Raw genomic sequence first — 24,443 nt, 5'->3', positions numbered from 1 at the left:
GGGGTCGCGCCCGGCGTGCGGGCCCGCCTCGGCGCCGGGCCGGCCGCGCCGGGAGCCGACCGCGCCGGCCCTCCCGCCGGCCCTCCCGTCGACCAGCGCGTCGACGAGCGCGTCGACCAGCGCTGAGACCAGCGCGACGAGCAGGAGCGACGCCACGACGTCGCTGGGCCGGTGGGCGTACGACGCGACCGAGGCCACTGCCACCACGGCGACCGCTGCCCCCGCGCCGACGCGCACCGCCCGTACCGCGCCCCGCGGCCGCGCCGGCCAGGCGGCGGCCGCCAGCCGCACCGCCGCCAGGCCGAGCGCCGCCACCGCGGTGACGTGGGTGCTCGGCATCGTGTTGTGCGCGTAGCCGGGGGCGCCCAGGTCCGGGCGCGTCAGCACCACGTCGCGCAGCAGCACGCTCGCGGCCAGGCAGGCGCACACCCCGAGCAGGCCGCCGAGCACGGCGGCGACCGCGCGGCGCCGCAGCGCCGCCGCCCCCAGCACCAGGCACGCCGCCGCGGCGACGGCCGCCACGGCGTCCCGCAGGACTCCCGACCGGGCCGCCGCCTCGCCCACGGGCGCCACGAGGCTGCCGAACAGCCGGTCGTCGAGGCGCTGGCCGGCGGCCGTGCGCACGGCCAGCAGGTAGAGCGCGGCGAGCGCGGCCGCGGCCGTCACGGCCACGACCGCTCGTCGGCGCAGCGCGGGCCGCGAACGCTCACCCATGCCTCGATGATCCCCGCCCCGGCCGCGCGCGGGGCCTCCCGCCGCCGCGATTCACCCGCCCGCGCGCCGTGATCACCCGCCGGAGCACTGTCCGGCGCTCGCGCGCCCCTCCTAGCCTTGCGGCACCGGACGGGGGCTCGCCGGCGCCCGTCGACGCACCCCGAGGAGCGCCCCATGACCGGTACGTCCACCAGCTCCGACCCCGACGGCCAGGGCCCCGACGGCGAGGGCTCCGGCGCGACCGGCCCCGACCTGGACGCGCTCGCGCGCGCGGTGCTCACCCTGCCCGAGGTGGCCGACGCGGCGGTGCTGCCCGTCGGGCCCGGCGGCGAGCCCGTCGCCTTCGTCGCCGCCGCGCCGGGCAGCCGGCCGCCGTCGCCCGCCAAGGTCCGCCGCCACCTGGCCGCAGGTGCCCCCGCGGCGGCCGTCCCGCGCGAGGTGGTGCCCGTCGAGCGGCTGCCCCGCGACGGCGCCGGCCACGTCCTGACCGCGGCGCTGCCGCCCGTGCGCTCGCGCCCCCACCGGCCGCCGCGCACCGCGACCGAGGCGGCGGTGGCCGACGTCTTCGCCGCCGTCCTCGTCGTCGACCGGGTGGGCCTCGACGACGACTTCTTCGCCCTCGGCGGCGGCGCGCGCACCGTCGAGGCGGCGCTCGACGCGCTCGCGACCCGCCTCGGGGTGCGGCTGCGGCCGTCCGACGCCGTCGTCGCGCCCACCGTGGAGGCCCTCGCGGCGCTCCTGGACGCCCGACGCGGCCGGCGCGAGCCGCCGGCGCGCGTCGTCACGGTGCGCGAGGGGGCACCCGGCCGGGCGGTGTTCTGCGTGCCCGGCGCCGGGTCCTCGCCGGTGGCCTACGCCCACCTCGTCGCCCGGCTGCCGGAGAAGACGCCGGTGCACCTGCTGCAGGCGCGCGGCTACGAGCGCCGCGGGCTGCCCGAGTGGAGCCAGGACGCCGCGGTGCGGCGGCGGGTGGCGGACCTGCGGCGCGTGCGTCCGCACGGGCCCTACGCCGTCGTCGGCCACTCCCTCGGCGCGCTGCACGCGCTGATGATGGCGCGCCTGCTCGACGCGCAGGGCGAGGACGTGGTCGCCGTCCTGCTCGACCCGTTCTGGGTCGCCACGGGGCTCGGCGCGGGCGACGCCGGCCACCCGAGCGTCACCGAGATCCTCACCCCGGAGCTGACGCCCGCCCAGCGCCGGCAGCTGTCCCGTCGCGCGACGCTGGCGCGCCGGGCCAAGCGGCTCGCGTCGCTGCCGCTGGCGGGCCTGCTGCCGATGCCGCCCGTGCGGCGCGAGCGCCTGCTGTTCACGCTCGGCTGGCTCGCCGCCCACCGCCTCCGGCCCCAGCCGTGGGGCGGGCGTGTGCTGGCGTACCGCACCGCCGACAACGTCGACCCCGACCGCCTGTGGGAGCACCTCGTGCCGCACGCGGTGGTCGACCGCCGCGTGCCGTGCGAGCACAACTCGGTGCTGCGCCCGCCGTTCGTCGACGGGGTCGCGCAGGACCTGTCCGCCCTGCTCGCGCAGGACGAGGCGGACGGCGCGGGCACCCGCGGGCGCCGGGGAGGGCGCCACGGCCGCGGGCGCGCCGCGGCCTGAGGCCGGGGTGAAGTCCCGATTCACCCCGCCCGCGGCCTGTCGGGGCGCGGGCGCGTCTTTCTAGCCTGGGCAGATGCCGGACGGTTCCTCCGCCCCGTCGCCCGCCCCGTCGCCCACGTCGCCGACCGGTCGCGCGGGCCCCGTGCAGAGCGCCGCCGCGGCGCCCGGCGGGCCCCTGACCGCGCTGCTCGAGGACGCGTTCGCCCGCTTCACCGGCCACGTCGCGGTGCGCTCCGGCGGCCGCGCGACGACCTACCGCCAGCTCGACGAGCGCTCCCGTGCGGTGGCCGCCGCCGTGCAGGCGCACGCCGGCACGTCCGCCGACCCGCGGCCCGTGGCTGTCCTCGCGCCGTACGACGCCGACGTCGTCGCGGCCGTCGTCGGCCTGGTCCGCGCCGGGCGCCCGTGCGTGATCCTGGACCCCGCGGTCCCCGCGTCGCGGATGCGGCAGGTGGTCACGCTCGCGCAGACGCCGCTCGTGCTCACGGTCGAGGCGCTGGCCGACGTCGCGCGCGACGTCGCGCAGGGCGCGGACGTGGTCCGGCTCGAGGACGTCGAGGACGTCGAGGACCGGGCCGCCGCGCCCGGCCCCGTCGACGGCAGCACGCTCGCCGCCGTGGTCTTCACGTCGGGCTCCTCCGGGCGGCCCAAGGGCGTGCTGTGGAGCCACGCGCTGGTCGCCGCCGACTGCGACGTCATGGCCGACGGGTTCGGCTACACCGCCGACGACCGGGTGGCGCTGTCGCTGCCCGTGGCCTTCGCCGCCGGGTTCAACGTGATGTTCGCGGCGCTCAGCCGGGGCTGCTGCCTCGAGCTGCTCGACCCGCGGGCCACCGGCGGCCACCGCTACGCCCGGTGGCTCGCCGAGGTGGGCGCCACGGTGGTGCACCTGACGCCCTCCCTGCTGCGCGGCATGGCCGCCGCGGCGGACACCGCCGTCCCCTCGCTGCGGCTCGTGACGCTCGTCGGCGAGGCGGCGTACGGCACCGACGTCCGGGCCGCCCGGGAGCTCTCCGCGGGCCGCGCCCGCGTGCTGCAGTGGCTGGGCTCGAGCGAGACCGGCACCGTCACGCTGTGGTCAGTGGGCCCCGAGGAGCCCGCGCCCACGGGGCTGCTCCCGGCCGGCGTCGCCACGCCCGGGCGCACCCTGCGCGTGGTGGGTCCCGACGGCAGCGCCCGGCCTGCGGGCGAGCCCGGGGAGCTCGTCGTCACGAGCCCGCACCACGCCGACGGCTACTGGGCGGACCCGGCGGGCACCGCCCGCAAGTTCGTGCCGCGCGACGACGGGACCTGGGACGTGCGGATGGGCGACGTCGCCGCCGTCGGCGCCGACGGCGTGGTCCGGCTGCTCGGGCGGGCCGAGGCGGCCGTCAAGGTCCGCGGGTACCTCGTGGACCCGAGCGAGATCGAGGCCGCGCTGCTCGAGCTCGACGAGGTCGCCGAGGCAGTGGTGGTCGCGCGCCAGGAGGACACCGGCACGGTCCTGGCCGCCTACGTGGCCCCGCGCTCGGGCCGCCGGACGCCGTCGGTCGCCCGCCTGCGCGAGCACGTCGCCGGGCGGCTGCCGTCCTGGATGATCCCGCGCCACGTCGTGCTCGTGGCCGCCCTGCCGCGCAACGACCGCGGCAAGATCGACCGGCAGAACCTGCCGCCCGTGCCCCCGCGCACCGTCGTGCCGGCGGTGGGCGAGCGCGAGGCGGCGCTCGCCGCGCTGTGGGCGGGCGTGCTGGGCACCGACGAGGTCGGCCGGACCGACGACTTCTTCGCCCTGGGCGGCGACTCGCTGTCGGGCGAGGAGATGCTGCAGCGGGTGGAGGACTCGACCGGCGTGCGGCTGGCGGCCTCCGACCTGGTCCGGGCGAGCCGCCTGGACGCCTTCGCCGCGCTGGTCGACGCCCGGGCGGCGGGGGAGGGGCACGCCGTGGGCGGGGCGGGCGCGGCGGCCACCGTGCCCGCCGGGCGGACGACCGGCCGGGCCCCGGCGACCCTCCGCCTGCGCGAGACCGGGTCCGGGCGCGCGGTCGTGTGCCTGCCCGGCGCCGGGTCGTCGTCGATCGCCTTCGCCCACCTCGCGGCGCGGCTGCCGCAGGACCACTCGCTGTACGTGCTCCAGACCCGGGGGTACGAGCGGCGCGGCCTGGTCGAGAGCAGCGTCCGGTCGGTGGTGGCCCACCGGCTCGCCGAGCTGCGGCGGCTGCGGCCGCACGGGCCCTACCTGCTCGTCGGGCACTCCCTCGGCGGCGTCGTCGCGGCGGCGATGGCCCGGCGCCTGGCCGCCGCGGGGCACGACGTCGCCGTCGTGCTCCTCGACCCGCTGCTGGCCGCGACGGCCGCCGGGCGCACCACGCCGGGCCTGCCGCCGCTGCGCGAGGCGCTGTCGCCGGAGATCACCCCGGAGCAGGCGGCGACGCTCGACCCGTGGCACGTGCGGCGCATCCGGCTGGTGCGCGCCGCCGTCGTCCCGGTCGCCGGCCTGCTGCCGATGTCGACGGCGCAGCGCGACCGCGTGATGTTCACGCACGGCGGCCTCATCGCGCGCCGCCACCACCCCGCGCCGTGGGCGGGCCCCACGCTGGCGTACCGGACCGCCGACAACCGCGACCCGGAGGCGCTGTGGGACGCGCTCGTGCCGCACCGCGTGGTCGACCGGCGCTTCCCCTGCGAGCACAACTCGCTGCTGCGGCCGCCGTACGTGGACGAGATCGCCGCCGACGTCGCCGCGTTCCTCGAGGCGTGAGGACGCGGCCCCCGCGGAGGGTCAGAGGATCTGCCCGACGGCGTCCGCGGCGGTCGCGACGATCGCGCCGTCGCGCACCAGCGCCGCCACGGCGTCGATCTCCGGGGCGAGGTAGCGGTCCGGGCCCGGCCCGGGCACGGTGCCGTGCACCAGCGCCAGCACCGCCGCGACGCCCGGGGCGGTGGACCCGCCGCGCAGCGCGAGGCCGCGGCAGGCGGTGAGGATCTCGACGGCCAGCACCCGCTCGAGGCAGTCGACGGCGCGGCGGAGCTTGCGCGCCGCGGCCCACCCCATCGACACGTGGTCCTCCTGCATGGCCGAGGTGGGGATCGAGTCCACGCTCGCCGGCACCGCGAGCCGCTTGAGCTCGGAGACGATGCCCGCCGCCGTGTACTGCGCGATCATCAGGCCCGAGTCCACGCCGGGGTCGTGCGCCAGGAAGGGCGGCAGGCCGTCGGACCGGTGCCGGTCCAGGAACCGGTCGGTGCGGCGCTCCGAGATCGACGCGACGTCGGCCACGGCGATCGCGAGGAAGTCGAGCACGTACGCCACCGGGGCGCCGTGGAAGTTGCCGTTCGAGGCGAGCCGGCCGGTGCGGGTGATCACCGGGTTGTCGATCACCGCCGCCAGCTCGCGCGACGCGACGAGCTCGGCGTGCTCGAGGGTGTCGCGGGCGGCGCCGTGCACCTGCGGCGCGCAGCGCAGGGAGTACGCGTCCTGCACCCGCAGCGGCGCGGGGACGCCCCCACCGTCCCCGCCGGCGTCGTCGGCACCGTCGAGCGCCGCCGCGGCCGAGGCGACCACGGCCGAGCCGGCGAGCAGCGCCCGCAGGTTGGCGGCGGTCGCCGCCTGCCCCGGGTGCGGGCGCATCTCGACGACGTCCGCGAAGAAGGGCAGGTTCGACCCGCGCAGGCCGTCCACGCTCAGGCCCGCGGCGACGTCGGCGGTGGCGAGCAGGCGCCGCAGGTCGCTGATCGCCAGCGCCAGCATGCCGACCATGCCGTCGGTCCCGTTGATCAGCGCCAGGCCCTCCTTCTCGGCGAGGACGACGGGCTCCAGCCCCGCCGCCCGCAGCGCCTCCCCGGCCGGGCGGCGGGCGCCGTGCGCGTCGACGACCTCGCCCTCGCCCATGGCGGCCAGCGCGACGTGCGCGAGCGGCGCCAGGTCGCCCGAGCAGCCGAGCGAGCCGTGCTCGCGCACCACCGGCGTGATCCCGGCCTCGAGCATGCCGCGGTAGAGCTCGGCGACGGCCGGCCGCACTCCGGTGTGCCCGGTGGCCAGCGTGGCCAGACGCCGGAGCATCAGCGCCCGCACCACCTCGGTCTCGACCTCCGCGCCGGTGCCCGCCGCGTGCGAGCGCACCAGGTTGGCCTGCAGCTCGCGCCGGCGCTCCGGCGGGATGCGCGTGCCGTGCAGCGCCCCGAACCCGGTCGAGATCCCGTAGTGCGGCCGGTCGTCGTCGGCCAGCCCCTCGACGAAGACCCGCTGGTCCGCCATCGCGCGCAGGGCGGCCGGGTTCAGCCGCACGGGGGCGCCGTGCCGGGCCACCGCGACGACGTCGTCGACGGTCAGCGGGGCACCGCCGACCTCCACCACCCCGGTCGGGGGGCGCTCCTCGGCGGTCGTGCGGCTCACGGTCGTGTCGGTCATCGCTGCCTCCGGCGTCGGGGTCGGCCCCTCGAGCGTAGGAACGCGGCCCGACCGGGCAGAAGCGTGCCGGCGGGCGAAACGCAGGTTCACCCGCCGCCGCGCGGGCCGGCGCCCGAAGGTGCGCGTCGGGGGCACGGCGTACGCTGGGGACGAGCCCGGAAGTCCCCCACCCAGGGAGATCCGGGCCCGTCGTCGTGCGCACGCGCCCGCCGGGCGCGCGCCGGCGCCCCCTCTCGTCAGGCCCTCGGAGACGCTCTCGTGAACCTCACCGGTCTCATCCCCGCCCTGCTCGCCGACGGCGCCGCCGCCGCCGCGGTGGAGCACGTCCCGGCGCGCGGCTTCGTCGACGTCGTCGGCCCGCAGGGGGTGCGCCCGCCCCTGCTGGTCGCGGCCGCCGCGAAGCGCCCGCTCGTCGTCGTCACCGCCACGGGCCGGCAGGCCGACGAGACGGCGGCCAGCGTGCGCGCCTACCTGCCGGACGAGCGGGCGGACGAGGTCGCGGTGCTGCCGGCGTGGGAGACGCTGCCGCACGAGCGGCTCAGCCCGCGGTCGGACACGGTGGCCAAGCGCATCGCCGTCTTCCGCCGCCTGGCGCACCCCGCGGCCGAGCCCGGCCCCACCGGCCCGATCCGCGTGCTGGTGATGCCGGTGCGCGCGCTGCTGCAGCCGGTCGTGGCGGGCCTGGGCGAGCTGGAGCCGGTGGAGCTGCACCTCGGCGACACCGCCGACCTCACCGACGTCGCCGAGCGGCTGACCGCCGCGGCGTACACCCGGGTGGACATGGTGGAGCGGCGCGGGGAGTTCGCCGTGCGCGGCGGCATCCTCGACGTCTTCCCGCCCACCGAGGACCACCCGCTGCGCATCGAGTTCTGGGGCGACGAGGTCTCCGAGGTGCGCTGGTTCTCCGTGGCCGACCAGCGCTCGCTCGAGGTGGCCGAGCACGGCCTGTGGGCCCCGCCGTGCCGCGAGATCCTGCTCACCGACGAGGTCCGGGCGCGGGCGGCGGACCTGGTGGAGCAGCTGCCCGGCGCTGTCGAGATGCTCGACAAGCTCGCCGCCGGCGTGGCCGTGGAGGGCATGGAGTCCCTGGCCCCGGTGCTGGTGGACCGCATGGTGCCGGTGCTCGACCTGGTGGCCGAGGACGCGCTGCTGGTGATCGACGAGCCCGAGCGGGTGCGCCGCCGCGCGCACGACCTCGTGGCCACGACCGAGGAGTTCCTCGCCGCGGCGTGGACCGGCGCCGTGGCCGGCGGCAAGGCGCCCATCGACCTGTCCGCGGCGTCGTTCGCCACGTTCGCCGACGTGCGCGAGGTCGCGGCCCGCCGCGGCCTGGGGTGGTGGACGCTGTCGTCGTTCGGGCTCGACACCGAGCTGGACGGCGACGGCGCTGCCGACGGGCCCGGCCAGGACGACGACGGCGTCACCACCTACACGGTGGGCGCCCGCGACGTCGAGTCCTACCGCGGTGACCTGCAGCGGGCGCTGGACGACGTGCGCGACCTGCAGAAGGCCGGCTGGCGGCTGGTGCTCACCACCGAGGGCCCCGGCCCGGCCAAGCGCATGGTCGAGCAGCTCATGGCCGCGGACACCGCCGCGCGCCTGGTCGCCCGCATGGACGAAGAGCCCGACGGCGGCGTCGTGCTGGTCACCCCGGCCCTGGTGGGCAAGGGGTTCGTCGCGCCCGAGCTGCGGCTGGCGGTGTTCTCGGAGTCCGACCTCACCGGGCGGGCCGGCACCACCACGCGCGACATGCGCAGGATGCCCAGCCGCCGGCGCAACGTCGTCGACCCGCTGCAGCTCAAGGCGGGCGACTTCGTGGTGCACGAGCAGCACGGCGTGGGCCGGTTCGTCGAGATGGTGCAGCGCACCCTCGGCGCCGGCGCCAACGCCGCCACCCGCGAGTACCTGGTCATCGAGTACGCCTCGAGCAAGCGCGGCCAGCCCGGCGACCGGCTGTTCGTGCCCATGGACCAGCTCGACCAGGTCACCAAGTACACCGGTGGCGAGGCGCCCAGCCTGAACAAGATGGGCGGCGCCGACTGGAAGAACACCAAGGCCAAGGCGCGCAAGCACGTGCGCCAGATCGCCGGCGAGCTCATCCGCCTGTACTCCGCCCGCATGGCCACCCAGGGCCACGCGTTCGGCCCGGACACCCCGTGGCAGCGCGAGCTCGAGGACGCCTTCGCCTACGTCGAGACGCCCGACCAGCTGGTGACCATCGACGAGGTCAAGGCGGACATGGAGAAGCCGGTGCCGATGGACCGCCTGGTGTGCGGCGACGTCGGCTACGGCAAGACGGAGATCGCCATCCGCGCGGCCTTCAAGGCAGTGCAGGACGGCAAGCAAGTCGCCGTGCTCGTGCCCACCACGCTGCTCGTGCAGCAGCACTTCGACACGTTCTCCGAGCGGTACGCCGGGTTCCCCGTCACGGTGCGCGCGCTGAGCCGCTTCCAGACGGAGAAGGAGTCCGCCGAGACGGTCGAGGGGCTCAAGAACGGCACCGTCGACGTCGTCATCGGCACCCACCGCCTCATCACCGGCGGCGTGCGGTTCAAGGACCTCGGCCTGGTGATCATCGACGAGGAGCAGCGCTTCGGCGTCGAGCACAAGGAGACGCTCAAGCAGCTGCGCACCAACGTGGACGTGCTGGCGATGTCGGCCACCCCGATCCCGCGCACGCTGGAGATGGCGGTGACCGGCATCCGCGAGATGTCGACGCTGCAGACCCCGCCGGAGGAGCGTCACCCGGTGCTCACGTACGTCGGGCCCTACGAGGAGAAGCAGATCGCCGCGGCCGTGCGGCGCGAGCTGCTGCGCGAGGGTCAGGTCTTCTACGTGCACAACAAGGTCGAGACCATCCAGCGCACCGCCTCGCGCCTGCAGGAGCTCGTGCCCGAGGCCCGCATCGGCGTCGCGCACGGCAAGATGAGCGAGCACCAGCTCGACCAGGTCATCCGCGCCTTCTGGGAGAAGGAGCTCGACGTCCTGGTGTGCACCACGATCATCGAGACCGGCCTGGACATCTCCAACGCCAACACGCTCATCCTCGAGCGGGCCGACATGCTGGGCCTGTCGCAGCTGCACCAGCTGCGCGGGCGGGTCGGGCGCGGTCGCGAGCGCGCCTACGCCTACTTCCTGTACCCGCCGGAGCGGCCGCTGACCGAGACGGCGCACGACCGCCTCGCCACGATGGCCGCCCACACCGACCTCGGCGCCGGCATGCAGATCGCCATGAAGGACCTCGAGATCCGCGGCGCCGGCAACCTGCTCGGCGGCGAGCAGTCCGGCCACATCGCGGGCGTCGGGTTCGACCTGTACGTGCGCATGGTCGGCGAGGCGGTCCAGGCGTTCCGCGGCGAGAAGGAGGAGGAGCAGCCCGAGGTCACCGTCGAGCTGCCGGTGGACGCCCACCTGCCGGAGTCCTACATCGCCACCGAGCGGCTGCGCCTCGAGGCCTACAAGAAGATCGCCGCCGCGCAGGACGCCGCGGCGCTCGCCGAGGTCCGCGAGGAGCTCGTCGACCGCTACGGGGCGCTGCCCGACGTCGCGAGCGCGCTGTTCGACGTCGCCGACTTCCGCAACCACGCCCGCCAGGCCGGGGTCACGGACATCACGGCGCAGGGCAAGCACGTGCGCTTCGCGCCGGTCGACCTGCCCGAGTCCGCCCAGCTGCGGCTCAAGCGCCTGTACCCGGGCACGATCATGAAGCCCGCGATCCGCGCGGTCCTCGTGCCCTTCCCGACGACGGCGCGCATCGGCGGCCGCCCGCTGCGGGGCGCCGAGGTGCTGGCGTGGGCGCGCCAGCTCATCGACGCGGTCGTGCTGGGCGACGTGTCGGCTGCCGCGGCGGCCGGGACGCAGGCGGCCACCGCCGGGCGGCGCTGAGCGTCGTCCCCGGCCAGGATGGACGCGACCCCCGGGGCGCGGGCGCCCGGGGCCGGACGAAGGGGTCGACGCGATGACGAAGTACCTGATCTCGTTCCCGAGCAGCGCCATGGAGGTGCCCGCCGACGAGCTGCCGGCGGTCGCCGACGCGGCGCACGCGGTGGTGCAGGAGGCGAAGGACGCCGGCGTGTGGGTGTTCGGCGGCGGGATCGACGAGAGCGTCCCGCCCGTCCTGGTCGACGGCGACGGCGCGGTGACCGAGGGCACGTACCCGCCCACCGCGCAGCTCGAGGGCGGCTACACCGTCCTGGAGCTGCCGTCCCGCGAGGCGGCGCTGGGGTGGGCCGCGAAGCTCGCCGTCGCCTGCCGGTGCGCGCAGGAGGTGCGGGCGTTCCAGCACGACCCCGCCAGCTGACGGTCCCCGGCGGGGCGTCACTCCCAGACGGTGACGCTGCGCCGCACCGGCACGCTGGAGTCGTTGGACGCGAACAGCTCGGGGGTGCGACGGCGCACCCGCTCGATGTCGTCGAACACCCGCCGCAGGTGCGCGCGCAGCGTCTCGCGGGCGCGCTCGCGCTCGCCGGCCAGCAGGGCGTCGAGCATCTCGGCGTGCTCGTCGACGGCCTTCTGCACGGTCGCGTCCTCGTGCAGGCCGAGCAGCCGGGCACGGTCCAGGTGCGCCTTGGCGCCCTGCACCGTGGTCCACACCTCCTCGTGCCCGGACAGGCGCAGCAGGCCGCGGTGGAACTCCTCGTCGAGGGCGAAGAGGTCCTCGACCCGGGAGTGGTCCGCGCGCTGCCGGGCGACGTTCTCCTGCAGGGCGGCGACGTGCTCCGGGTCGAGCACGGCGGGCAGCGCGTCGATCGAGGCCAGCTCGACGGCCTCGCGCAGGAACTGCGCGTCGGCGACCCGCCGCGGGTCCACGCGGGAGACGAACGACCCGATCTTGGGGAAGACCTGCACCAGGCCCTCCTGCGCGAGCAGGATCAGCCCCTCGCGCACCGGGGTGCGCGAGACGCCGAGGTCGGCGGCGAGCTCGTTCTCGGACAGGGGCGTGCCGGGCGGGTACAGCAGCGTGACGATCCGACGGCGGATCTCGGTGTAGACCGCCCGACGGCTGGAGTGCGGCTGCGCGGTCATGCCGGTCATGCTAGCCACGCCCCTGCGCACGGGTCCGGGCCGCCGGGCAGGTTCACCCGCGAGGTCACCCGGCGTGCGCCGGCGCGCCCGGGGGCGTGGCGCGCGCGTCGGCGCGGCGCCGTCAGGCGGCCGCGACGGTCGCGTCGAGCCGCTGCTCGACGTACCGGGCGATCTCCAGCGACGCCGTCGCGGCGGGGGAGGGCGCGTTGACCACGTGCACCTGCCGCGGCCCGTCCGCCACCAGGAAGTCGTCGACCAGCCGCCCGTCGCGCCCGAGGGCCTGGGCCCGCACGCCCGCCGGGGCGGGCACCAGGTCCTGGGGGCGCACCGCCGGCACGAGCCGGGCGACCGAGCGGGCGAACAGGCGCCGCGAGGCCGAGCGGGCCACCTCGCGGGCTCCCGGCACCGCGTGCCGCGCGGCCAGCCGCCACAGCCCGGGCCAGCGCAGCGAGTCCGCCACGTCGGCGGGCACGACGTCGCGCCACCGGTAGCCCTCGCGCGCCAGCGCGAGCACCGCGTTGGGCCCCGCGTGCACCCCACCCGCGAGCGTGCGCGTCAGGTGCACGCCGAGGAACGGGAAGCGCGGGTCGGGCACGGGGTAGACGAGCCCGCGCACGAGCCCGACGGCGTCCGGCGCGAGCTCGTAGTACTCGCCGCGGAACGGCACCACCCGCGCCCCGGGGTCCACGCCGCAGGCCCGGGCGAACCGGTCGGCGTGCAGGCCCGCGCAGGCGACCAGGGCGTCCGCCACCAGCGTGGCGCCGTCGGCCAGCCGCACCTGCACCCGCGCGCCGGGCCCGCCGTCGTGGCGCGTGCGCGCGGCGACGGCGGCCGTGCCGAGGCGCACCTCGCCACCGGCGGAGCGCACCTGGTCGGCCAGCACGGCGCACACGCCGCGGTAGTCGACGATGCCGGTGGGCGGCACGTGCAGCGCGGCCACGCAGCGCACCTCCGGCTCGACCTTGCGGGCCTCGGCGGGGTCGAGCCAGCGCAGCCCGGCGACCCCGTTGGCGGTGCCGCGCTCGGCGAGGGTGCGCAGCCGCGCCACCTCGGCGTCGGACGTGGCGACCACGAGCTTGCCGCACACGTCCACGCGCACGCCGTGCTCGCGGGCGAACGCGGTCATCGAGCGGGAGCCGGCCACGCCGAGCCGCGCCTTGAGCGAGCCGGGCGCGTAGTAGAGGCCGGAGTGGATGACGCCGGAGTTGCGGCCGGTCTGGTGGGTCGCGACGTCGGGCTCCTTGTCGACCACGACGACGTCGTCGCCGCGCGACGCCAGCCGCGCCGCGACGGCGAGCCCCAGGATTCCGGCGCCGACGACGGTGACCCTCACGCTCCGGACGCTACCGGCCGGTCCGGGCCGGGTCACCGGTGCCGGCGGGTGAACCCCGCGGGCGTCAGCGCACCGCGCGGGGCCGGCGGCGGGGCGGGGGCTCGGTGCGCGCCCCGGCGGTCTGTCGCTTGAGGACGAGCTCGTGGACCATCTGGTCCGAGTGGCTCGTCGTCGCGATGCTGGTGGTCTGGAACCCGAGGCAGTCCAGGGCGTTGAGCGCGTCGGCCCAGCGGGCCTCCTCGGGCCGGGTGCCGCGGCCGGTGCGGCGCAGCATGGTCGCGTACTCGGCCTGCAGCTCCGGGCGGCCGATGACCTGCACGCTCTGCGGCACGCCGTTGCGGATGACGTGTCGCACCCGGACGAGTTCGTGAGCGTCCATGCCCGACAGGATCTGCCCCGCCCGGGGTGCTCGCACGGGCACGCCGCGGGGGACGGACGGCGGCAGACCGGCGGACGGCCGTGGACCGGCTCCCGATCGAGCTTGAGTCACGTGGCGCACTGCTGAGCACGGTTGCGGTCGCGTTCCCCCGAGGGAACGGTCACGGTGCCCGTTCACCCTTCCGCCGCCCGGTACCGTGCCCACGTGGATCGCGGGGAGCAGCTGCGCGTTGCGCGCGACGGTGACCAGAACGAGCGATGGCACCTTGCTGGCCTGGAGCGCCTGCATCCCGAGACGTTCGAGCTGCTCGCCCGAGACCCGGACGCCGGTGTCCGTGCGTCCCTGCTCTTGGACAACTATCAGACGCCCGAGCATCTCGTCGAGCAGCTGGCCGCAGAGAGCGACGAGTTCGCCGAGCTCGCCCGCTACCACCCCAACGCGTCATGCGAGCGGATGGAGACCGGAATCCTGGGCCGCCACATCCCCACCGCGATACAGAGCTACCTCGACAGGAATGGCGCCACATCGGATCAGCGTCGCGAGCTGCTCGCCGCGAGGAACGACGACCGCAGGGACGAGACGCTGGGATCCGTGTGGGAGCGGATCTCGCATCGCACCTGACGTCTGGGCCCCCTGCTCCACAGAGCCTCAGGTGTGGCCCCCTCCGTGTCGATCAACGAGGAAACCCAGACCATGTCGACGGGCTAGTGAGCACGTTTCCGGCCCTGGCCGGCTAATCCTGTCGGAGGTCATCTAGCCCCCTTGCCCGTCGGTCAGCTCGGTCACGAGTTGCGCCACGCATGCCAGGCAAGCATCGCGGGGAGGACTTCATCGCGCCACGGACGGGGACGGTCTCGGGCCAACGACGGCCCCACGGCATCGCCGTGGGGCCGTCGTGGTGCGCGGTGCCTGTGGTGTTGCGGAGCGCTATGAGCGACGCGGGAAGCCGTCGTAACGAACAACCACGAGGGCGCTGGCGACGTATCTGGGTGGGTCTGTGCTCACCTGCGTCACGTGATGGCTGACTGATTCGACTTCGAACTGCTGACTGACTGCGCGAGGTTCTCCGGTGCGCAGCTGGATCTCCGAGTGAAGGCTGCTCGGACAAGGGATCCGGTCCGACCCTGCGCTGCTCAGGTCGGGCTGTCGTGGTGGGCATGGTGAGCGAGGACGTCGTCCATGTGGGCCTCGGCCCAGAGCTTGAGCTGGCGGACCGTCTGATGCAGCGAGAGTCCCAGGTCGGTCAGCTCGTAGGTCACTGTCACGGGTACCGTCGGCGTCGCCGTCCGAGAGACCAGGCCGTCTCGCTCGAGCGACCGCAGGGTCTGGGTGAGCATCTTCGGGCTCACCCCGGCGAGCACCCGTGCGAGCTCGGAGTAGCGCATCGGGCGGGGATCCCCGTTGCAGTCCGGCCCGCTGCCGAGTGCAGCCAGGATCAGCGTCACCCACTTGTCCGACACGCGGCCCAGCAGCTGCTGGCTGGGGCACGCCGCGAGGAACGCGTTGTACTCCGCCTTCGCCTGCGCCCGCCTCTGCTGTGCGGTCATCGTCGCCATCGCACCCTCGCATCGCTCGATCGGGTATCAACGCACTTTCAGGTAACTACTTCCCATCAGGAAGCCTCGACGCGAAGGATATCGCCGGCGCCCACCGACGCCATGACGTCATTCGAAAGGTCTCACACATGACCCTCAGCACCACCACCACGGCCCTGCCCGGAGGCACCTGGAACCTCGGTGACCTGACCGTCACCCGCTTCGGGTATGGCGCCATGCAGCTGGCCGGCCCCTGGGTGATGGGGCCGCCCACCGACCACGACGGCGCGCTGGTAGTGCTACGCGAGGTGGCCGAGCTGGGCATCACCCACATCGACACCGCCGACGCCTACGGCCCCCGGGTCACCAACGAGCTGATCCGGGAGGCGCTGCACCCCTACCCGACGGGCCTGCATGTCGCGACGAAGGTCGGCGCGGTTCGGGACGCCCGCGGCGGGTGGCCGCCGGCTCGGCGGCCCGACCAGCTGCGCCGACAGGTCGAGGACAATCTCGAGACGCTGGGTCTCGACGTCCTGGACCTGGTGAACCTGCGCCTCGGCAACTCCGAGGGTCCGGTCGACGAGCCGGTCGCGGAAGCCTTCGAGACCCTCGCCGACCTGCAGCGCCAGGGCGTCATCCGACACCTGGGCGTCAGCAACGCCACCGCGGACCAGGTCGCCGAGGCGCAGTCCATCGCGCCCATCGTGAGCGTCCAGAACATGTACAACCTGGCGTTCCGCCGCGACGACGAGCTCATCGACCGGCTCGCGGCCGAGAACATCGCCTACGTGCCGTTCTTCCCGCTCGGCGGGTTCAGCCCCCTGCAGTCGGAGGCGCTGTCGGCAGTCGCCACCCGCCTCCGCTCCACGCCGATGTCCATCGCCCTGGCCTGGCTCCTGCGCCGCTCGCCCAACATCCTGCTCATCGCGGGGACCTCGTCGGTCGCCCACCTGCGCGAGAACGTCGCCGGCGCCCGGATCGAGCTGTCCGACCAGGACCTCGCCGAGCTCGACAAGATCGGCGCCTGAACGCACCGCCGACGCCGCGCCGAGGGCTCTCGACCCTGCCTCGGGTCGAGGGCCCTCGCCGGCGCGCACCTTGTCGAACATCCGTGACGCGCCCCGAGGACATGTCGAGGATGAGCACCGCACCGGCCACCGACCCGCTGTCCGCAAACCACCGTTTCTGGACAGCCACTGCGAACCCAACCAGGCACGGGGTACGACGGCGGGGGGCTGTCGTACTCGCCGAGCGCGTATCGCACTCGGTGGTTGAGGTCCTTGAGGCCTGGAGAGGGAGGAGTGGCCGCAATCGCGGCGTGGACTACCTCGCAACTACTTCGTTCGAGGACCAGGAACTGCATCCTTGCTGGTCATAGGGCCGAGGCCTCGCGTCACGCTCGCACGCCAAGGTGCCGACAACCGAGTAGCCGAGCACAGCACTCGACGCTGGCTCGGACTCGCGCTCCTACTCAAGTCAGGGGGATTGAGCGAATCACGCCAGTCGCAACGCGAAGACCGTCCTGTCGCTGTCGCTCACCGCAGCACTTATCGGAGGTGGTCTTGCGACCACCATCCCAGCGACCGCTGAGCCTCTCAACGCTGACCCGTCGGCGGCGATCGAAGAGATCGTCCCCGAGATCCTGGACCACGGCGCCACCTGGTCACACCAGGGGATCGCCTCGCACGTCAGGAGAACGAGCAGGATGGTCGCGTAGACCTGCCGGCCGGGGCTCATCCGGACGGCCGGACCGCCGCGACGCTCACGCGCCGATCTGTACGTCAGAAACGACCGTTCATGGACGGGCGTTGGGGTCGCCCCTGCTCCACAGAGCCTCAGGTGTGGCACCCTCCGCATCGATCAACGAGGCAACCTGGGCCGTGTCGACCGGCCAGTAAGCACCGTCTCTGGACAGCCCGGGGCCCGGGGCGGTCGGTTGCCCGGGCACCGGTCGGAGGCAGCTTCGGGAGCTACGCCACCCACCCGTCGGCTGATGTTCGCGCGGCCGCTGCGCGCGTACGACGTGAAGCTGGCGCCCGAGGTCGAGGCGCCTGGCTACTTCCCTTCCTCTCCTCACCAGCTCTCGGGATGACGCAGGGCCCGGCCCGTCCGCGGGGTGGCAAGCTGCCCGCGTCGAACCAGAGGCCTGCCACGCGCCACCCCGCGGTGCTGGCATCGTCACTGCCCGCCCCGGGCCCGAGACCGGGGCGGGCGTCCCATTCCTAGGGTTCGCAGGCAGTCACATCCGTCCGCGAGGGGGCGGAGCTCGCCGGGTGGTTACGCCCGGGCGGCAGCGGTCTTGGCGGCCTCGATCGCCGACTCGAAGTCGGGGGTGGCCCCGAGCTGAGCGAGCCACACGTTCGCGGCGTTGTAGCAGTTGAAGGTCTCGACCTTTCCCTCACGCAGATACCAGAGGTCCGCCGCCGGAACATCGATGCGGTGACCCGTCGGACCGATCTCGCCGACCGGAGTGGGGAAGCCTCCGAGATGCGTCCCCTGGATTCGCAGCTCGACGGCGACGACGTCGCCGATGACGTGCACCGCGAGAAGCTCCCGGTGGATGTCGGGAAACGCGCTGGCGAGGCCGGTCAGCGCCGCAGGGATCTGGTCCGCACGGAAGGTGAGCCCGTTCGGCACGTCGTTGAACGTGCCGTGTTCCGCGAACAGGGCACGGAAACCCTCGCCGTCCAAGACGTCCCCTTCCGCGAGCCGGTAGGCCTCGCGGACAACCTCTTCGTTCCTCGTCACGTCCTGCTCTCCTGACGTCGTAAGCGCATCGCTCGTGGCAACGGCAGTTATTGACCGTTCCGTCCACAACGGTAGGAGTTATGGACCGGGTCGTCAAGTATCGGTACCATCGATGTGTGGCCAGACCGAGAGAGTTCGACGAGGAAGCGGTCCTCGACGCTGCCCGTGAGCAGTTCTGGAGCAAGGGCTACGCGGGAACGAGCATGGACGCCATCGCCGCCGCGACCGGCCTGGGCAAAGGCAGCCTCTACGGCGCCTTCGGCGGGAAGAAGCAACTGTTCCTGCGGATCTTCGACTCCTACTGCACGGGTGTCGCAGACGCCGTGGCGAGCGGGCTGACCGGTCCGGACGAGCAGGCTTACGTCCGACTGTGTGCCCACATCCGCGCCGGGGCGGCCGGGGTCGCCGCCGACAGCAGGCATCGCGGGTGCCTGCTCGCGAAGGGTGCGGCCGAGCTCTCCGAGCACGACCCCGACGTCACCGCCCGGTCCCGCCGTACCTTGGAGGGCATCGCCGCGATCGTGGCCGACGACATTCGCGCTGCGCAGCGCCACGGGGACATCGACCCAGCGGCCGACGCCGACGGGCTCGCAGCGCTCGTCCTGGCGGTCCTTCGCGGCGTCGAGGCCCTCGGGAAGGCGGGGATCGACGCCGACCGGCTGGAGAGCGCCGCCGATACGGCCATCGCTCTCCTTCCCCGGACGGGCAAGGCGCGCGTCACCGAGGGTGCACGCCGGCCCAGCGTCCTGTGACCAGGGCCGTCCGAGACGCGGGCGGCCTGGATGATGGCGAGAGGGCTGCGCCGGCGCCCTCACCGCACCCACCGAGTGACCGGCAAGGACGCACCTGTGAACGACGAAGCGCAGATCGCGGGGCGAGCAGTGGCGGATCGAGCGGGACGAGCCGGGGCCGTACATCGCCGAGCGATGCGCAGCGCAACGCCGCATCGCCGAGTCCGACGGCCGGCCGAGCCGCCGTCGGTCGGTGACACCGATGCCTGACGCCACCGGGCGCCGGCCGCCGCTGTCGCCGGCGGCGCGCCGGTTCGAGTGGATCGCCGGGATCCTCCTGGCCCTGCTGCTGCTCGGGTACTGGGTGGTCTCCAACATCCGGTTCCCGGGCGAGTACGAACCGCCGGTGGTGCACGATCCGGCGATCGACGTCCTGCGTGGCAACCTGAACGCGGCGGTGACGTGCCTGCAGTCACGTCCGTCCGACCTGCTCTCCGCGAACGGCAGCGCGGTGCTCGGCGAGGCGATGTCTCCGTGCGTCGGCACGGACTTCCTGGACCGGGACGACGGCACCATCTCCAGCCTCCGCGTGCGCGACCACGCCAACGACACCCTCGCGGTGTCCAGCCGGACCACCGAGGACGGCCTCGTCGTCGCGCTGGTCACCACGGGGCGGGGCACCACCTCGTCCCCGAGCAAGGAGTCGCTGATCACCCTGGGCACGTGCTGGCAGGTGACGGTCGACCGCGACTCGGCCACCGTCTCGGCCCCGTCGAGCGCGGCCTGCAAGGACCTCGTGCTCAGACGTGTCGACGCGGAGACAGTGCTCGAGGTGGACGACGTCGATCTGGCCGGCGCCGGGCTCGGGAGCACGTGATGACGTCCTCGTGCCGCAAGGATCCCCGAGCGCGACCGGCGGCGGCAGGGGCTTGGCGCTCGGGGCGGCGGCACGGAGGATGAGAGGAGGGCGCCGTGGGTGCCCCGAGGCGCTCGGCGTCCGACGACGGCCCGGGCGAGCTGCTGCGCGGCGGGACGGGATGAGCGAGGGCGATCTCTTCGACGACACGACGGAGTCGGTGCTCGCGGCCGGCGAGCACCCGCCCGTGGGGCGGTACCGCCTCGACCTCGGCACGGGGCGCTGGGCCTGGTCGGCCGAGATCTACACGATGTACGGGTTCGAGCCCGGCGAGGTCGTGCCCACCGCGCAGCTCATGCTGTCGCACGCGCACCCCGAGGACCTGGCCCGCGTGGACGCCGTGCTGCGCCACGCGGCCGAGACGGGCGAGCCGTTCAGTGCGGTCCACCGGGTCTACGACGCGCGGCGCCGGCTCCACCTGGTCGCCGTGACCGGACAGACCCGCCGCGTGCCGGACGGCGGGGGCGCCACCGAGGTCGCCGGCTACTTCATCGACATGACCGACGTGCACCGGCACCTGGCGCAGCAGGAGGCGTCCCGGGCGATCCAGGCGTCGGCCGAGCGCCGCGGCGCGATCGAGCAGGCCAAGGGCGTGCTCATGGTGGTGCACGGCATCGGCGCCGACGAGGCCTTCGACCGGCTGCGGCTCGCCTCCAACCGGCTCAACGTGCCCGTCCGTGACCTCGCCGAGCGCCTGCTAGAGCGCTTCACCGGACCCGCGCGCCCGGTCGCGCCCACCGCCGCGGCCCTCGGCGAGTTCCTGGGCGAGGCCCGCGAGCCGCGGGCGGGCGAGCCGGCGCCGAGCGGGCACGGGCCGGGCGGTCGGTCGAGCGGGCCGCCGCCCGGCGGCCCGCTCGCCCCGGTCACACCTCGCTGACCCGCCCGCCGGCGATGCGCAGGCGCCGCTGCGCCCGCCGCGCCACCACGGAGTCGTGGGTCACCATGACGACGGTCAGACCCCTCTGCGTCCACAGCCCCTCGAGCAGCCCCACGATGTCGTCGCGGGTGGCCTCGTCGAGGTTGCCGGTCGGCTCGTCGGCGAGCAGCACCGCGGGCTCCTTCACCAGCGCCCGCGCGATGGCGACGCGCTGCTGCTGGCCGCCGGACAGCTCGCCCGGCAGGTGCCCCGCCCGTTCGGCCAGGCCCACCTGCGCGAGCGCCGCCTGCGCACGCCGTGCCCGCTCGTCGGCCGGCGTGCCCGCGGGCACGAGCGCGGTCTCCACGTTCTCCTGCGCCGTCAGCGTGGGGATGAGGTTGAAGTGCTGGAAGACGAAGCCGATGCGGTCGGCCCGCGCGCGGGTCAGGCGCGCGTCGTCCATCGCGGCGAGGTCGTCGCCGGCGAGCCGAACGCGGCCCGACGTCGGGCGGTCCAGGCCGCCCAGCATCTGCAGCAGCGTGGACTTGCCGCCGCCCGTGGGGCCCTGGATCGCGACGAGCTCGCCGTCGGCGATGGTCAGGTCGACGTCCTGGAGGGCGTGCACGGTGCGCTTGCCCTGGGTGTAGGTCTTGGTCAGACCCTCGATCTGGTACATGGTCCGGTCCTTCGGTGACGGGTGACGCGTGACGGGTGACGGGTGACGGGTGACGGGGTGATGGGGTCGCCGGCCCGCGCTCAGGCGAGCGAGCGCAGGGCCTCGGCGGGGCGCAGGCGCGCGGCGCGCGAGCCGCCGACGACGCCGGCGACCAGGCCGCCGAGCAGCGCCAGCCCCACGGCCGCGGCCACCACCCACGGCGTCACGGGCGCGTGCAGCACCACGTCGACCGCCTGCTGCGCGGCCTCGGCCGCCCCGCCGAACGGACCGCCTCCGCCGCCCGGGCCCGCGGCGGCGCCCTGCGCCGCGGCGTCGGTCCCGCCCGGCGCGCCGCCGGCGCCCGGGCCGCCGAACGTGAACCCGCCGCCGGACGAGCCCGAGAGCGTGATGCCGGCGAGGTTGATCGCCAGCACGGCGACCCCGCCGAGCACGATGCCGGCCACGCCGCCGAGCAGGCCCTGCACCGCGGACTCGCCGGCGATCTGCCCGACGACGCGGCGGCGGGGCCAGCCGATGGCCTTGAGCGTGCCCAGCTCGCGGGTGCGCCGGTTGACGCCGGAGACCGTGAACAGCACCGCGAGGCCGAACGCCGCGAGGAGCACGACCACCGACAGGGCGGTGCCGAGCTTCTGCACGAGGCTCGAGGCGGTCGACAGCGAGCCGGTGACGTCGCCGGCCAGGTCGGACTGCGTGCTCACGGTGGCGTCGGGCAGCGCGGTCTCGACGGCCGCGGCGACGGCGTCGACGTTCGAGGCCGAGTCGACGGCGACGTAGACGTCGGTGACCTGCCCGTCGAGGTCGGCCAGCGCCTGGGCGACCGCGAGCGGCACGTACACGTCCGCCGACGTCGCCACGCCCTCGCCGCTGCTGGAGGTCACCGTGCCGACCACCTCGAGGTCGGCGTCGCCCACCGTGACGGTGTCGCCCACGGCCAGGTCCGCCTGCGCGGCGTACTGCGCGTCCAGCACCGCGACCTGGGCGTCGGAGTCCGCGGCCTCGAGGCCGCGGCCGTCGGCCACCTCGACGGTGGTCAGCGGCCCGACGGCGTCGGCCGCCGGGTCGACGCCGGTGACGGTGAACCGGTCGACCTGGAACGACGAGCCGCCCGCGCCGTCGGGCCCGCCGTCGGCGCCGTCGGCGGTCCCGGTGCCGGCCGTGGGGGCCTGGCCCGGGTCGGTCGCCTGGGAGGGGTCGGGCATCTCGCCCGAGAACGAGGTGCTCTCCAGCGTGAGCGTCGCCGCGGCGTCGGTGACGTGGTCCACGCCCGCGACGGTGTCCAGGGCGGCGGCGTCGAAGGAGGCGGTGCCGCGCGCCAGGCCCAGCTGCGACTGGCTCAGCTCGCGCGTCGCGCCGTCGTCGGACGACTCGCCGTCCTGCGCCCCGAAGTCGAAGCGGCCGGGCCCGCCGCCGTCGGCGCCGGGCTCGGCCGTCTGGGTCACGGTGACGTCCGTGCCGACGCCGTACACCGACTCCAGGACGGAGGCCTGGGCGTCGCGGACGCCGGCGGCGACCGACGAGACGACCATGACGAGGGCGATGGCGACGGCGAGGCCGGCCGCCACGACGGCGGTCTGCTTGCGTCGGTGGCGCAGCTCGCGCCTGAGGTAGGTGATGAACACGCAGGGCTCCCGGGGGTGCAGGGGGCGGCCCGGTGGCCGCCCGGTGAGGACGGACCGGACGGTAGGGCCGTGGCCTGGGGCGACGGTGCCGAGACGCTGGCAGGACCCTGGGACGCGGGCACGCCGTCGGCGTGGGCGGCGGTGCCGCCGCGGGAGCCCGACGCCGTAGGCTGAGAGCGACCACACCGACCATCAGAAGGAGCACCCGTGGCTAGCATCGAAGCCGTCGGCGCACGCGAGATCCTGGACTCGCGCGGCAACCCCACCGTCGAGGTCGAGATCGTGCTCGACGACGGGACGTTCGCCCGCGCGGCCGTCCCCTCCGGCGCCTCGACCGGTGCGTTCGAGGCCGTCGAGCGCCGTGACGGCGACAAGGGCCGCTACCTGGGCAAGGGCGTCGAGGGCGCGGTGAACGCCGTCATCGACGAGATCGCCCCGGAGCTCATCGGCTACGACGCCGAGGAGCAGCGGATCATCGACCAGACCCTCATCGACCTGGACGGCACGCCCAACAAGGGCAAGCTCGGCGCCAACGCCATCCTCGGTGTCTCGCTCGCCGTGGCGAAGGCCGCCGCCAAGTCGGCCGGCCTGGACCTGTACCGCTACGTCGGCGGCCCGAACGCGCACGTGCTGCCGGTGCCGATGATGAACATCCTCAACGGCGGGTCGCACGCGGACTCCAACGTCGACATCCAGGAGTTCATGGTCGCCCCGATCGGCGCCTCGACCTTCAAGGAGGCCCTGCGCACGGGCACCGAGGTCTACCACTCCCTGAAGTCGGTGCTGAAGGCCCAGGGCCTGTCCACGGGCCTCGGCGACGAGGGCGGCTTCGCGCCGAACCTGTCGAGCAACCGCGCCGCGCTCGACCTGATCCTCTCGGCGATCGAGAAGGCCGGCTTCACGCCGGGCACCGACGTCGCGCTCGCGCTCGACGTCGCGTCGACCGAGTTCTTCTCCGACGGCGCCTACCAGTTCGAGGGCGCCGCCAGGTCGACCGACGAGATGATCGCGTTCTACGAGCAGCTCGTGGCCGACTACCCGCTGGTCTCCATCGAGGACCCGCTGTCCGAGGACGAGTGGGACGCCTGGTCGGCGCTCGTCGGCCGCGTCGGCGACAAGGTCCAGCTCGTGGGCGACGACCTGTTCGTCACCAACCCGGAGCGCCTCGCCAAGGGCATCGAGCTGAAGTCGGCGAACGCGCTGCTGGTCAAGCTCAACCAGATCGGCACGCTCACCGAGACGCTCGACGCCGTCGAGCTCGCCCAGCGCAACGGCTTCACCACGATGACGTCGCACCGCTCGGGCGAGACCGAGGACACCACGATCGCCGACCTGTCCGTGGCCACCAACGCCGGCCAGATCAAGACCGGCGCCCCGGCCCGCGGCGAGCGCATCAACAAGTACAACCAGCTGCTGCGCATCGAGGAGGCCCTCGACGACGCCGGCCGCTACGCGGGTCGCTCCGCCTTCCCGCGCTTCCAGGGCTGACGCCCCGGAGCACGCACCCGCCCTCCCGGTTGTCAGTACCAGCGCACGGTATGGCGTGCGCCGGTACTGACACGGCGGGGGTGCTCGTCGACGACGCCCGGTCGCCCCGCGCGGCCGGGCGTCGTCGTGCGTCCGGGGCCCCGCGCGCGCCGGCGTCCCGCGCGCGCCGGCGTCCCGCGACCTGTCAGCACCAGCGCACGCCATGGCCTGCGCTCGTGCTGACAGGTCGTGGGGGCTGACGGGACGCGGCAGGCGGGCGCCCGAGAGGCCCGGACTGTGAAGGTTCTGCGCCGCGGGGTGCACCGCGGGGTGAAGACACGTCGCCGCGCCGACGCCGCTGCGCGCGGGGGACCGGCGCGCTGGGCACAATCGACGACGTGCCCACCCGCCGACCCACCCCGCCCGCGCGCCGCCCGGCGTCCCGCCCCTCGTCGCGC

At 75.0% G+C, this 24,443-nt stretch carries 18 protein-coding genes and 1 pseudogene; 10 read left to right on the top strand and 9 right to left on the bottom strand.

Translation table 11 applies throughout. From position 1 onward, the window contains the following. Positions 1 to 714, bottom strand: a pseudogene (locus tag GSF02_RS15525) (hypothetical protein); the annotation flags it as partial. A gap of 174 nt (positions 715 to 888) precedes the next feature. On the opposite strand from GSF02_RS15525, the gene GSF02_RS15520 reads away from it, so the two are divergent. Beyond that, the gene (locus GSF02_RS15520; RefSeq protein ID WP_159798146.1) at positions 889 to 2,313 is read left to right on the top strand and encodes a thioesterase domain-containing protein; all 1,425 of its coding nucleotides are present in this window, start codon (positions 889 to 891) and stop codon (positions 2,311 to 2,313) included. A gap of 73 nt (positions 2,314 to 2,386) precedes the next feature. Continuing rightward, entirely contained in the window at positions 2,387 to 5,050 is a 2,664-nt protein-coding gene (locus GSF02_RS15515) for an alpha/beta fold hydrolase (protein WP_159798144.1), read from the top strand. Positions 5,051 to 5,071: 21 nt separating this feature from the next. Here GSF02_RS15515 and hutH read toward each other — a convergent pair whose 3' ends face one another. Next, positions 5,072 to 6,700 (bottom strand): histidine ammonia-lyase, encoded by a 1,629-nt coding sequence (gene hutH, locus GSF02_RS15510; protein ID WP_159798142.1) that lies wholly within the window; start codon positions 6,698 to 6,700, stop codon positions 5,072 to 5,074. 258 nt (positions 6,701 to 6,958) lie between these two features. On the opposite strand from hutH, the gene mfd reads away from it, so the two are divergent. Together mfd and GSF02_RS15500 are read left to right on the top strand one after the other, a co-directional pair. Further along, on the top strand, positions 6,959 to 10,585 hold the full coding sequence (gene mfd, locus GSF02_RS15505; RefSeq protein ID WP_159798140.1) for a transcription-repair coupling factor: 3,627 nt from the start codon (positions 6,959 to 6,961) through the stop codon (positions 10,583 to 10,585). Positions 10,586 to 10,658: 73 nt separating this feature from the next. After that, positions 10,659 to 11,000, top strand: a complete 342-nt coding sequence (locus tag GSF02_RS15500; protein ID WP_159798138.1) for a YciI family protein — start codon at positions 10,659 to 10,661, stop codon at positions 10,998 to 11,000. Between the two features lie 17 nt (positions 11,001 to 11,017). On the opposite strand, the gene GSF02_RS15495 is transcribed toward GSF02_RS15500, so the two are convergent. From GSF02_RS15495 to GSF02_RS15485, 3 genes are all read right to left on the bottom strand, one after another. Beyond that, a complete protein-coding gene (locus tag GSF02_RS15495; RefSeq protein WP_201308957.1) occupies positions 11,018 to 11,725 on the bottom strand; it encodes a GntR family transcriptional regulator in 708 nt (235 codons plus the stop codon). A gap of 121 nt (positions 11,726 to 11,846) precedes the next feature. Continuing rightward, a complete protein-coding gene (gene lhgO / locus GSF02_RS15490; protein ID WP_159798134.1) occupies positions 11,847 to 13,058 on the bottom strand; it encodes an L-2-hydroxyglutarate oxidase in 1,212 nt (403 codons plus the stop codon). A gap of 64 nt (positions 13,059 to 13,122) precedes the next feature. Continuing rightward, positions 13,123 to 13,437, bottom strand: a complete 315-nt coding sequence (locus GSF02_RS15485) for a hypothetical protein (protein WP_159798132.1) — start codon at positions 13,435 to 13,437, stop codon at positions 13,123 to 13,125. Between the two features lie 204 nt (positions 13,438 to 13,641). Between GSF02_RS15485 and GSF02_RS15480 the strand changes: the two genes are divergently transcribed. Continuing rightward, the gene (locus GSF02_RS15480) at positions 13,642 to 14,058 is read left to right on the top strand and encodes a hypothetical protein (RefSeq protein WP_159798130.1); all 417 of its coding nucleotides are present in this window, start codon (positions 13,642 to 13,644) and stop codon (positions 14,056 to 14,058) included. 512 nt (positions 14,059 to 14,570) lie between these two features. Here GSF02_RS15480 and GSF02_RS15475 read toward each other — a convergent pair. Continuing rightward, a complete protein-coding gene (locus GSF02_RS15475) occupies positions 14,571 to 14,984 on the bottom strand; it encodes a winged helix-turn-helix transcriptional regulator (protein ID WP_328799036.1) in 414 nt (137 codons plus the stop codon). Positions 14,985 to 15,121: 137 nt separating this feature from the next. On the opposite strand from GSF02_RS15475, the gene GSF02_RS15470 reads away from it, so the two are divergent. Next, positions 15,122 to 16,000, top strand: coding sequence for an oxidoreductase (locus GSF02_RS15470; RefSeq protein ID WP_159798126.1), 879 nt, complete (start codon positions 15,122 to 15,124; stop codon positions 15,998 to 16,000). Between the two features lie 1,249 nt (positions 16,001 to 17,249). On the opposite strand, the gene GSF02_RS15465 is transcribed toward GSF02_RS15470, so the two are convergent. After that, on the bottom strand, positions 17,250 to 17,720 hold the full coding sequence (locus tag GSF02_RS15465) for an ester cyclase (protein WP_159798124.1): 471 nt from the start codon (positions 17,718 to 17,720) through the stop codon (positions 17,250 to 17,252). A 116-nt stretch (positions 17,721 to 17,836) separates the two neighbouring features. Here GSF02_RS15465 and GSF02_RS15460 point away from each other — a divergent pair, with 116 nt between their 5' ends. From GSF02_RS15460 to GSF02_RS15450, 3 genes are all read left to right on the top strand, one after another. After that, a complete protein-coding gene (locus tag GSF02_RS15460; protein WP_159798122.1) occupies positions 17,837 to 18,472 on the top strand; it encodes a TetR/AcrR family transcriptional regulator in 636 nt (211 codons plus the stop codon). Positions 18,473 to 18,713: 241 nt separating this feature from the next. Then, on the top strand, positions 18,714 to 19,328 hold the full coding sequence (locus tag GSF02_RS15455; protein WP_159798120.1) for a hypothetical protein: 615 nt from the start codon (positions 18,714 to 18,716) through the stop codon (positions 19,326 to 19,328). A gap of 160 nt (positions 19,329 to 19,488) precedes the next feature. Beyond that, the gene (locus GSF02_RS15450; protein ID WP_159798118.1) at positions 19,489 to 20,244 is read left to right on the top strand and encodes a PAS and ANTAR domain-containing protein; all 756 of its coding nucleotides are present in this window, start codon (positions 19,489 to 19,491) and stop codon (positions 20,242 to 20,244) included. Here GSF02_RS15450 and GSF02_RS15445 read toward each other — a convergent pair. Both GSF02_RS15445 and GSF02_RS15440 read right to left on the bottom strand, forming a co-directional pair. Further along, positions 20,231 to 20,899 (bottom strand): ABC transporter ATP-binding protein, encoded by a 669-nt coding sequence (locus GSF02_RS15445; RefSeq protein WP_159798116.1) that lies wholly within the window; start codon positions 20,897 to 20,899, stop codon positions 20,231 to 20,233. The genes GSF02_RS15450 and GSF02_RS15445 overlap by 14 nt on opposite strands. Positions 20,900 to 20,979: 80 nt before the next feature. Beyond that, positions 20,980 to 22,518: an ABC transporter permease gene (locus GSF02_RS15440; RefSeq protein WP_159798114.1), complete on the bottom strand. Its 1,539-nt coding sequence runs from the start codon at positions 22,516 to 22,518 to the stop codon at positions 20,980 to 20,982. A gap of 207 nt (positions 22,519 to 22,725) precedes the next feature. On the opposite strand from GSF02_RS15440, the gene eno reads away from it, so the two are divergent. Then, complete coding sequence (gene eno, locus GSF02_RS15435) at positions 22,726 to 24,006, top strand: phosphopyruvate hydratase (protein ID WP_159798112.1); 1,281 nt, start codon at positions 22,726 to 22,728, stop codon at positions 24,004 to 24,006. The last annotated feature ends 437 nt before the right edge of the window (positions 24,007 to 24,443 follow it).

Origin of the sequence: Puerhibacterium puerhi (genome assembly GCF_009846865.1) — a bacterium.
GTDB lineage: Bacteria > Actinomycetota > Actinomycetes > Actinomycetales > Cellulomonadaceae > Puerhibacterium > Puerhibacterium puerhi.
Note: the sequence above shows the minus strand (reverse complement) of the source record. Positions and strands in the feature narration are given on the sequence as shown.

Bases quoted from the DNA above. Each gene is read 5' to 3' on its own strand.
- GSF02_RS15520 (WP_159798146.1), top strand. From the start codon at position 889: ATGACCGGTACGTCCACCAGCTCCGACCCCGACGGCCAGGGCCCCGAC.
- GSF02_RS15515 (WP_159798144.1), top strand. From the start codon at position 2,387: ATGCCGGACGGTTCCTCCGCCCCGTCGCCCGCCCCGTCGCCCACGTCG.
- hutH (WP_159798142.1), bottom strand. From the start codon at position 6,700: ATGACCGACACGACCGTGAGCCGCACGACCGCCGAGGAGCGCCCCCCG.
- GSF02_RS15500 (WP_159798138.1), top strand. From the start codon at position 10,659: ATGACGAAGTACCTGATCTCGTTCCCGAGCAGCGCCATGGAGGTGCCC.
- GSF02_RS15495 (WP_201308957.1), bottom strand. From the start codon at position 11,725: ATGACCGCGCAGCCGCACTCCAGCCGTCGGGCGGTCTACACCGAGATC.
- GSF02_RS15485 (WP_159798132.1), bottom strand. From the start codon at position 13,437: ATGGACGCTCACGAACTCGTCCGGGTGCGACACGTCATCCGCAACGGC.
- GSF02_RS15475 (WP_328799036.1), bottom strand. From the start codon at position 14,984: ATGACCGCACAGCAGAGGCGGGCGCAGGCGAAGGCGGAGTACAACGCG.
- GSF02_RS15470 (WP_159798126.1), top strand. From the start codon at position 15,122: ATGACCCTCAGCACCACCACCACGGCCCTGCCCGGAGGCACCTGGAAC.
- GSF02_RS15455 (WP_159798120.1), top strand. From the start codon at position 18,714: ATGCCTGACGCCACCGGGCGCCGGCCGCCGCTGTCGCCGGCGGCGCGC.
- GSF02_RS15450 (WP_159798118.1), top strand. From the start codon at position 19,489: ATGAGCGAGGGCGATCTCTTCGACGACACGACGGAGTCGGTGCTCGCG.
- GSF02_RS15445 (WP_159798116.1), bottom strand. From the start codon at position 20,899: ATGTACCAGATCGAGGGTCTGACCAAGACCTACACCCAGGGCAAGCGC.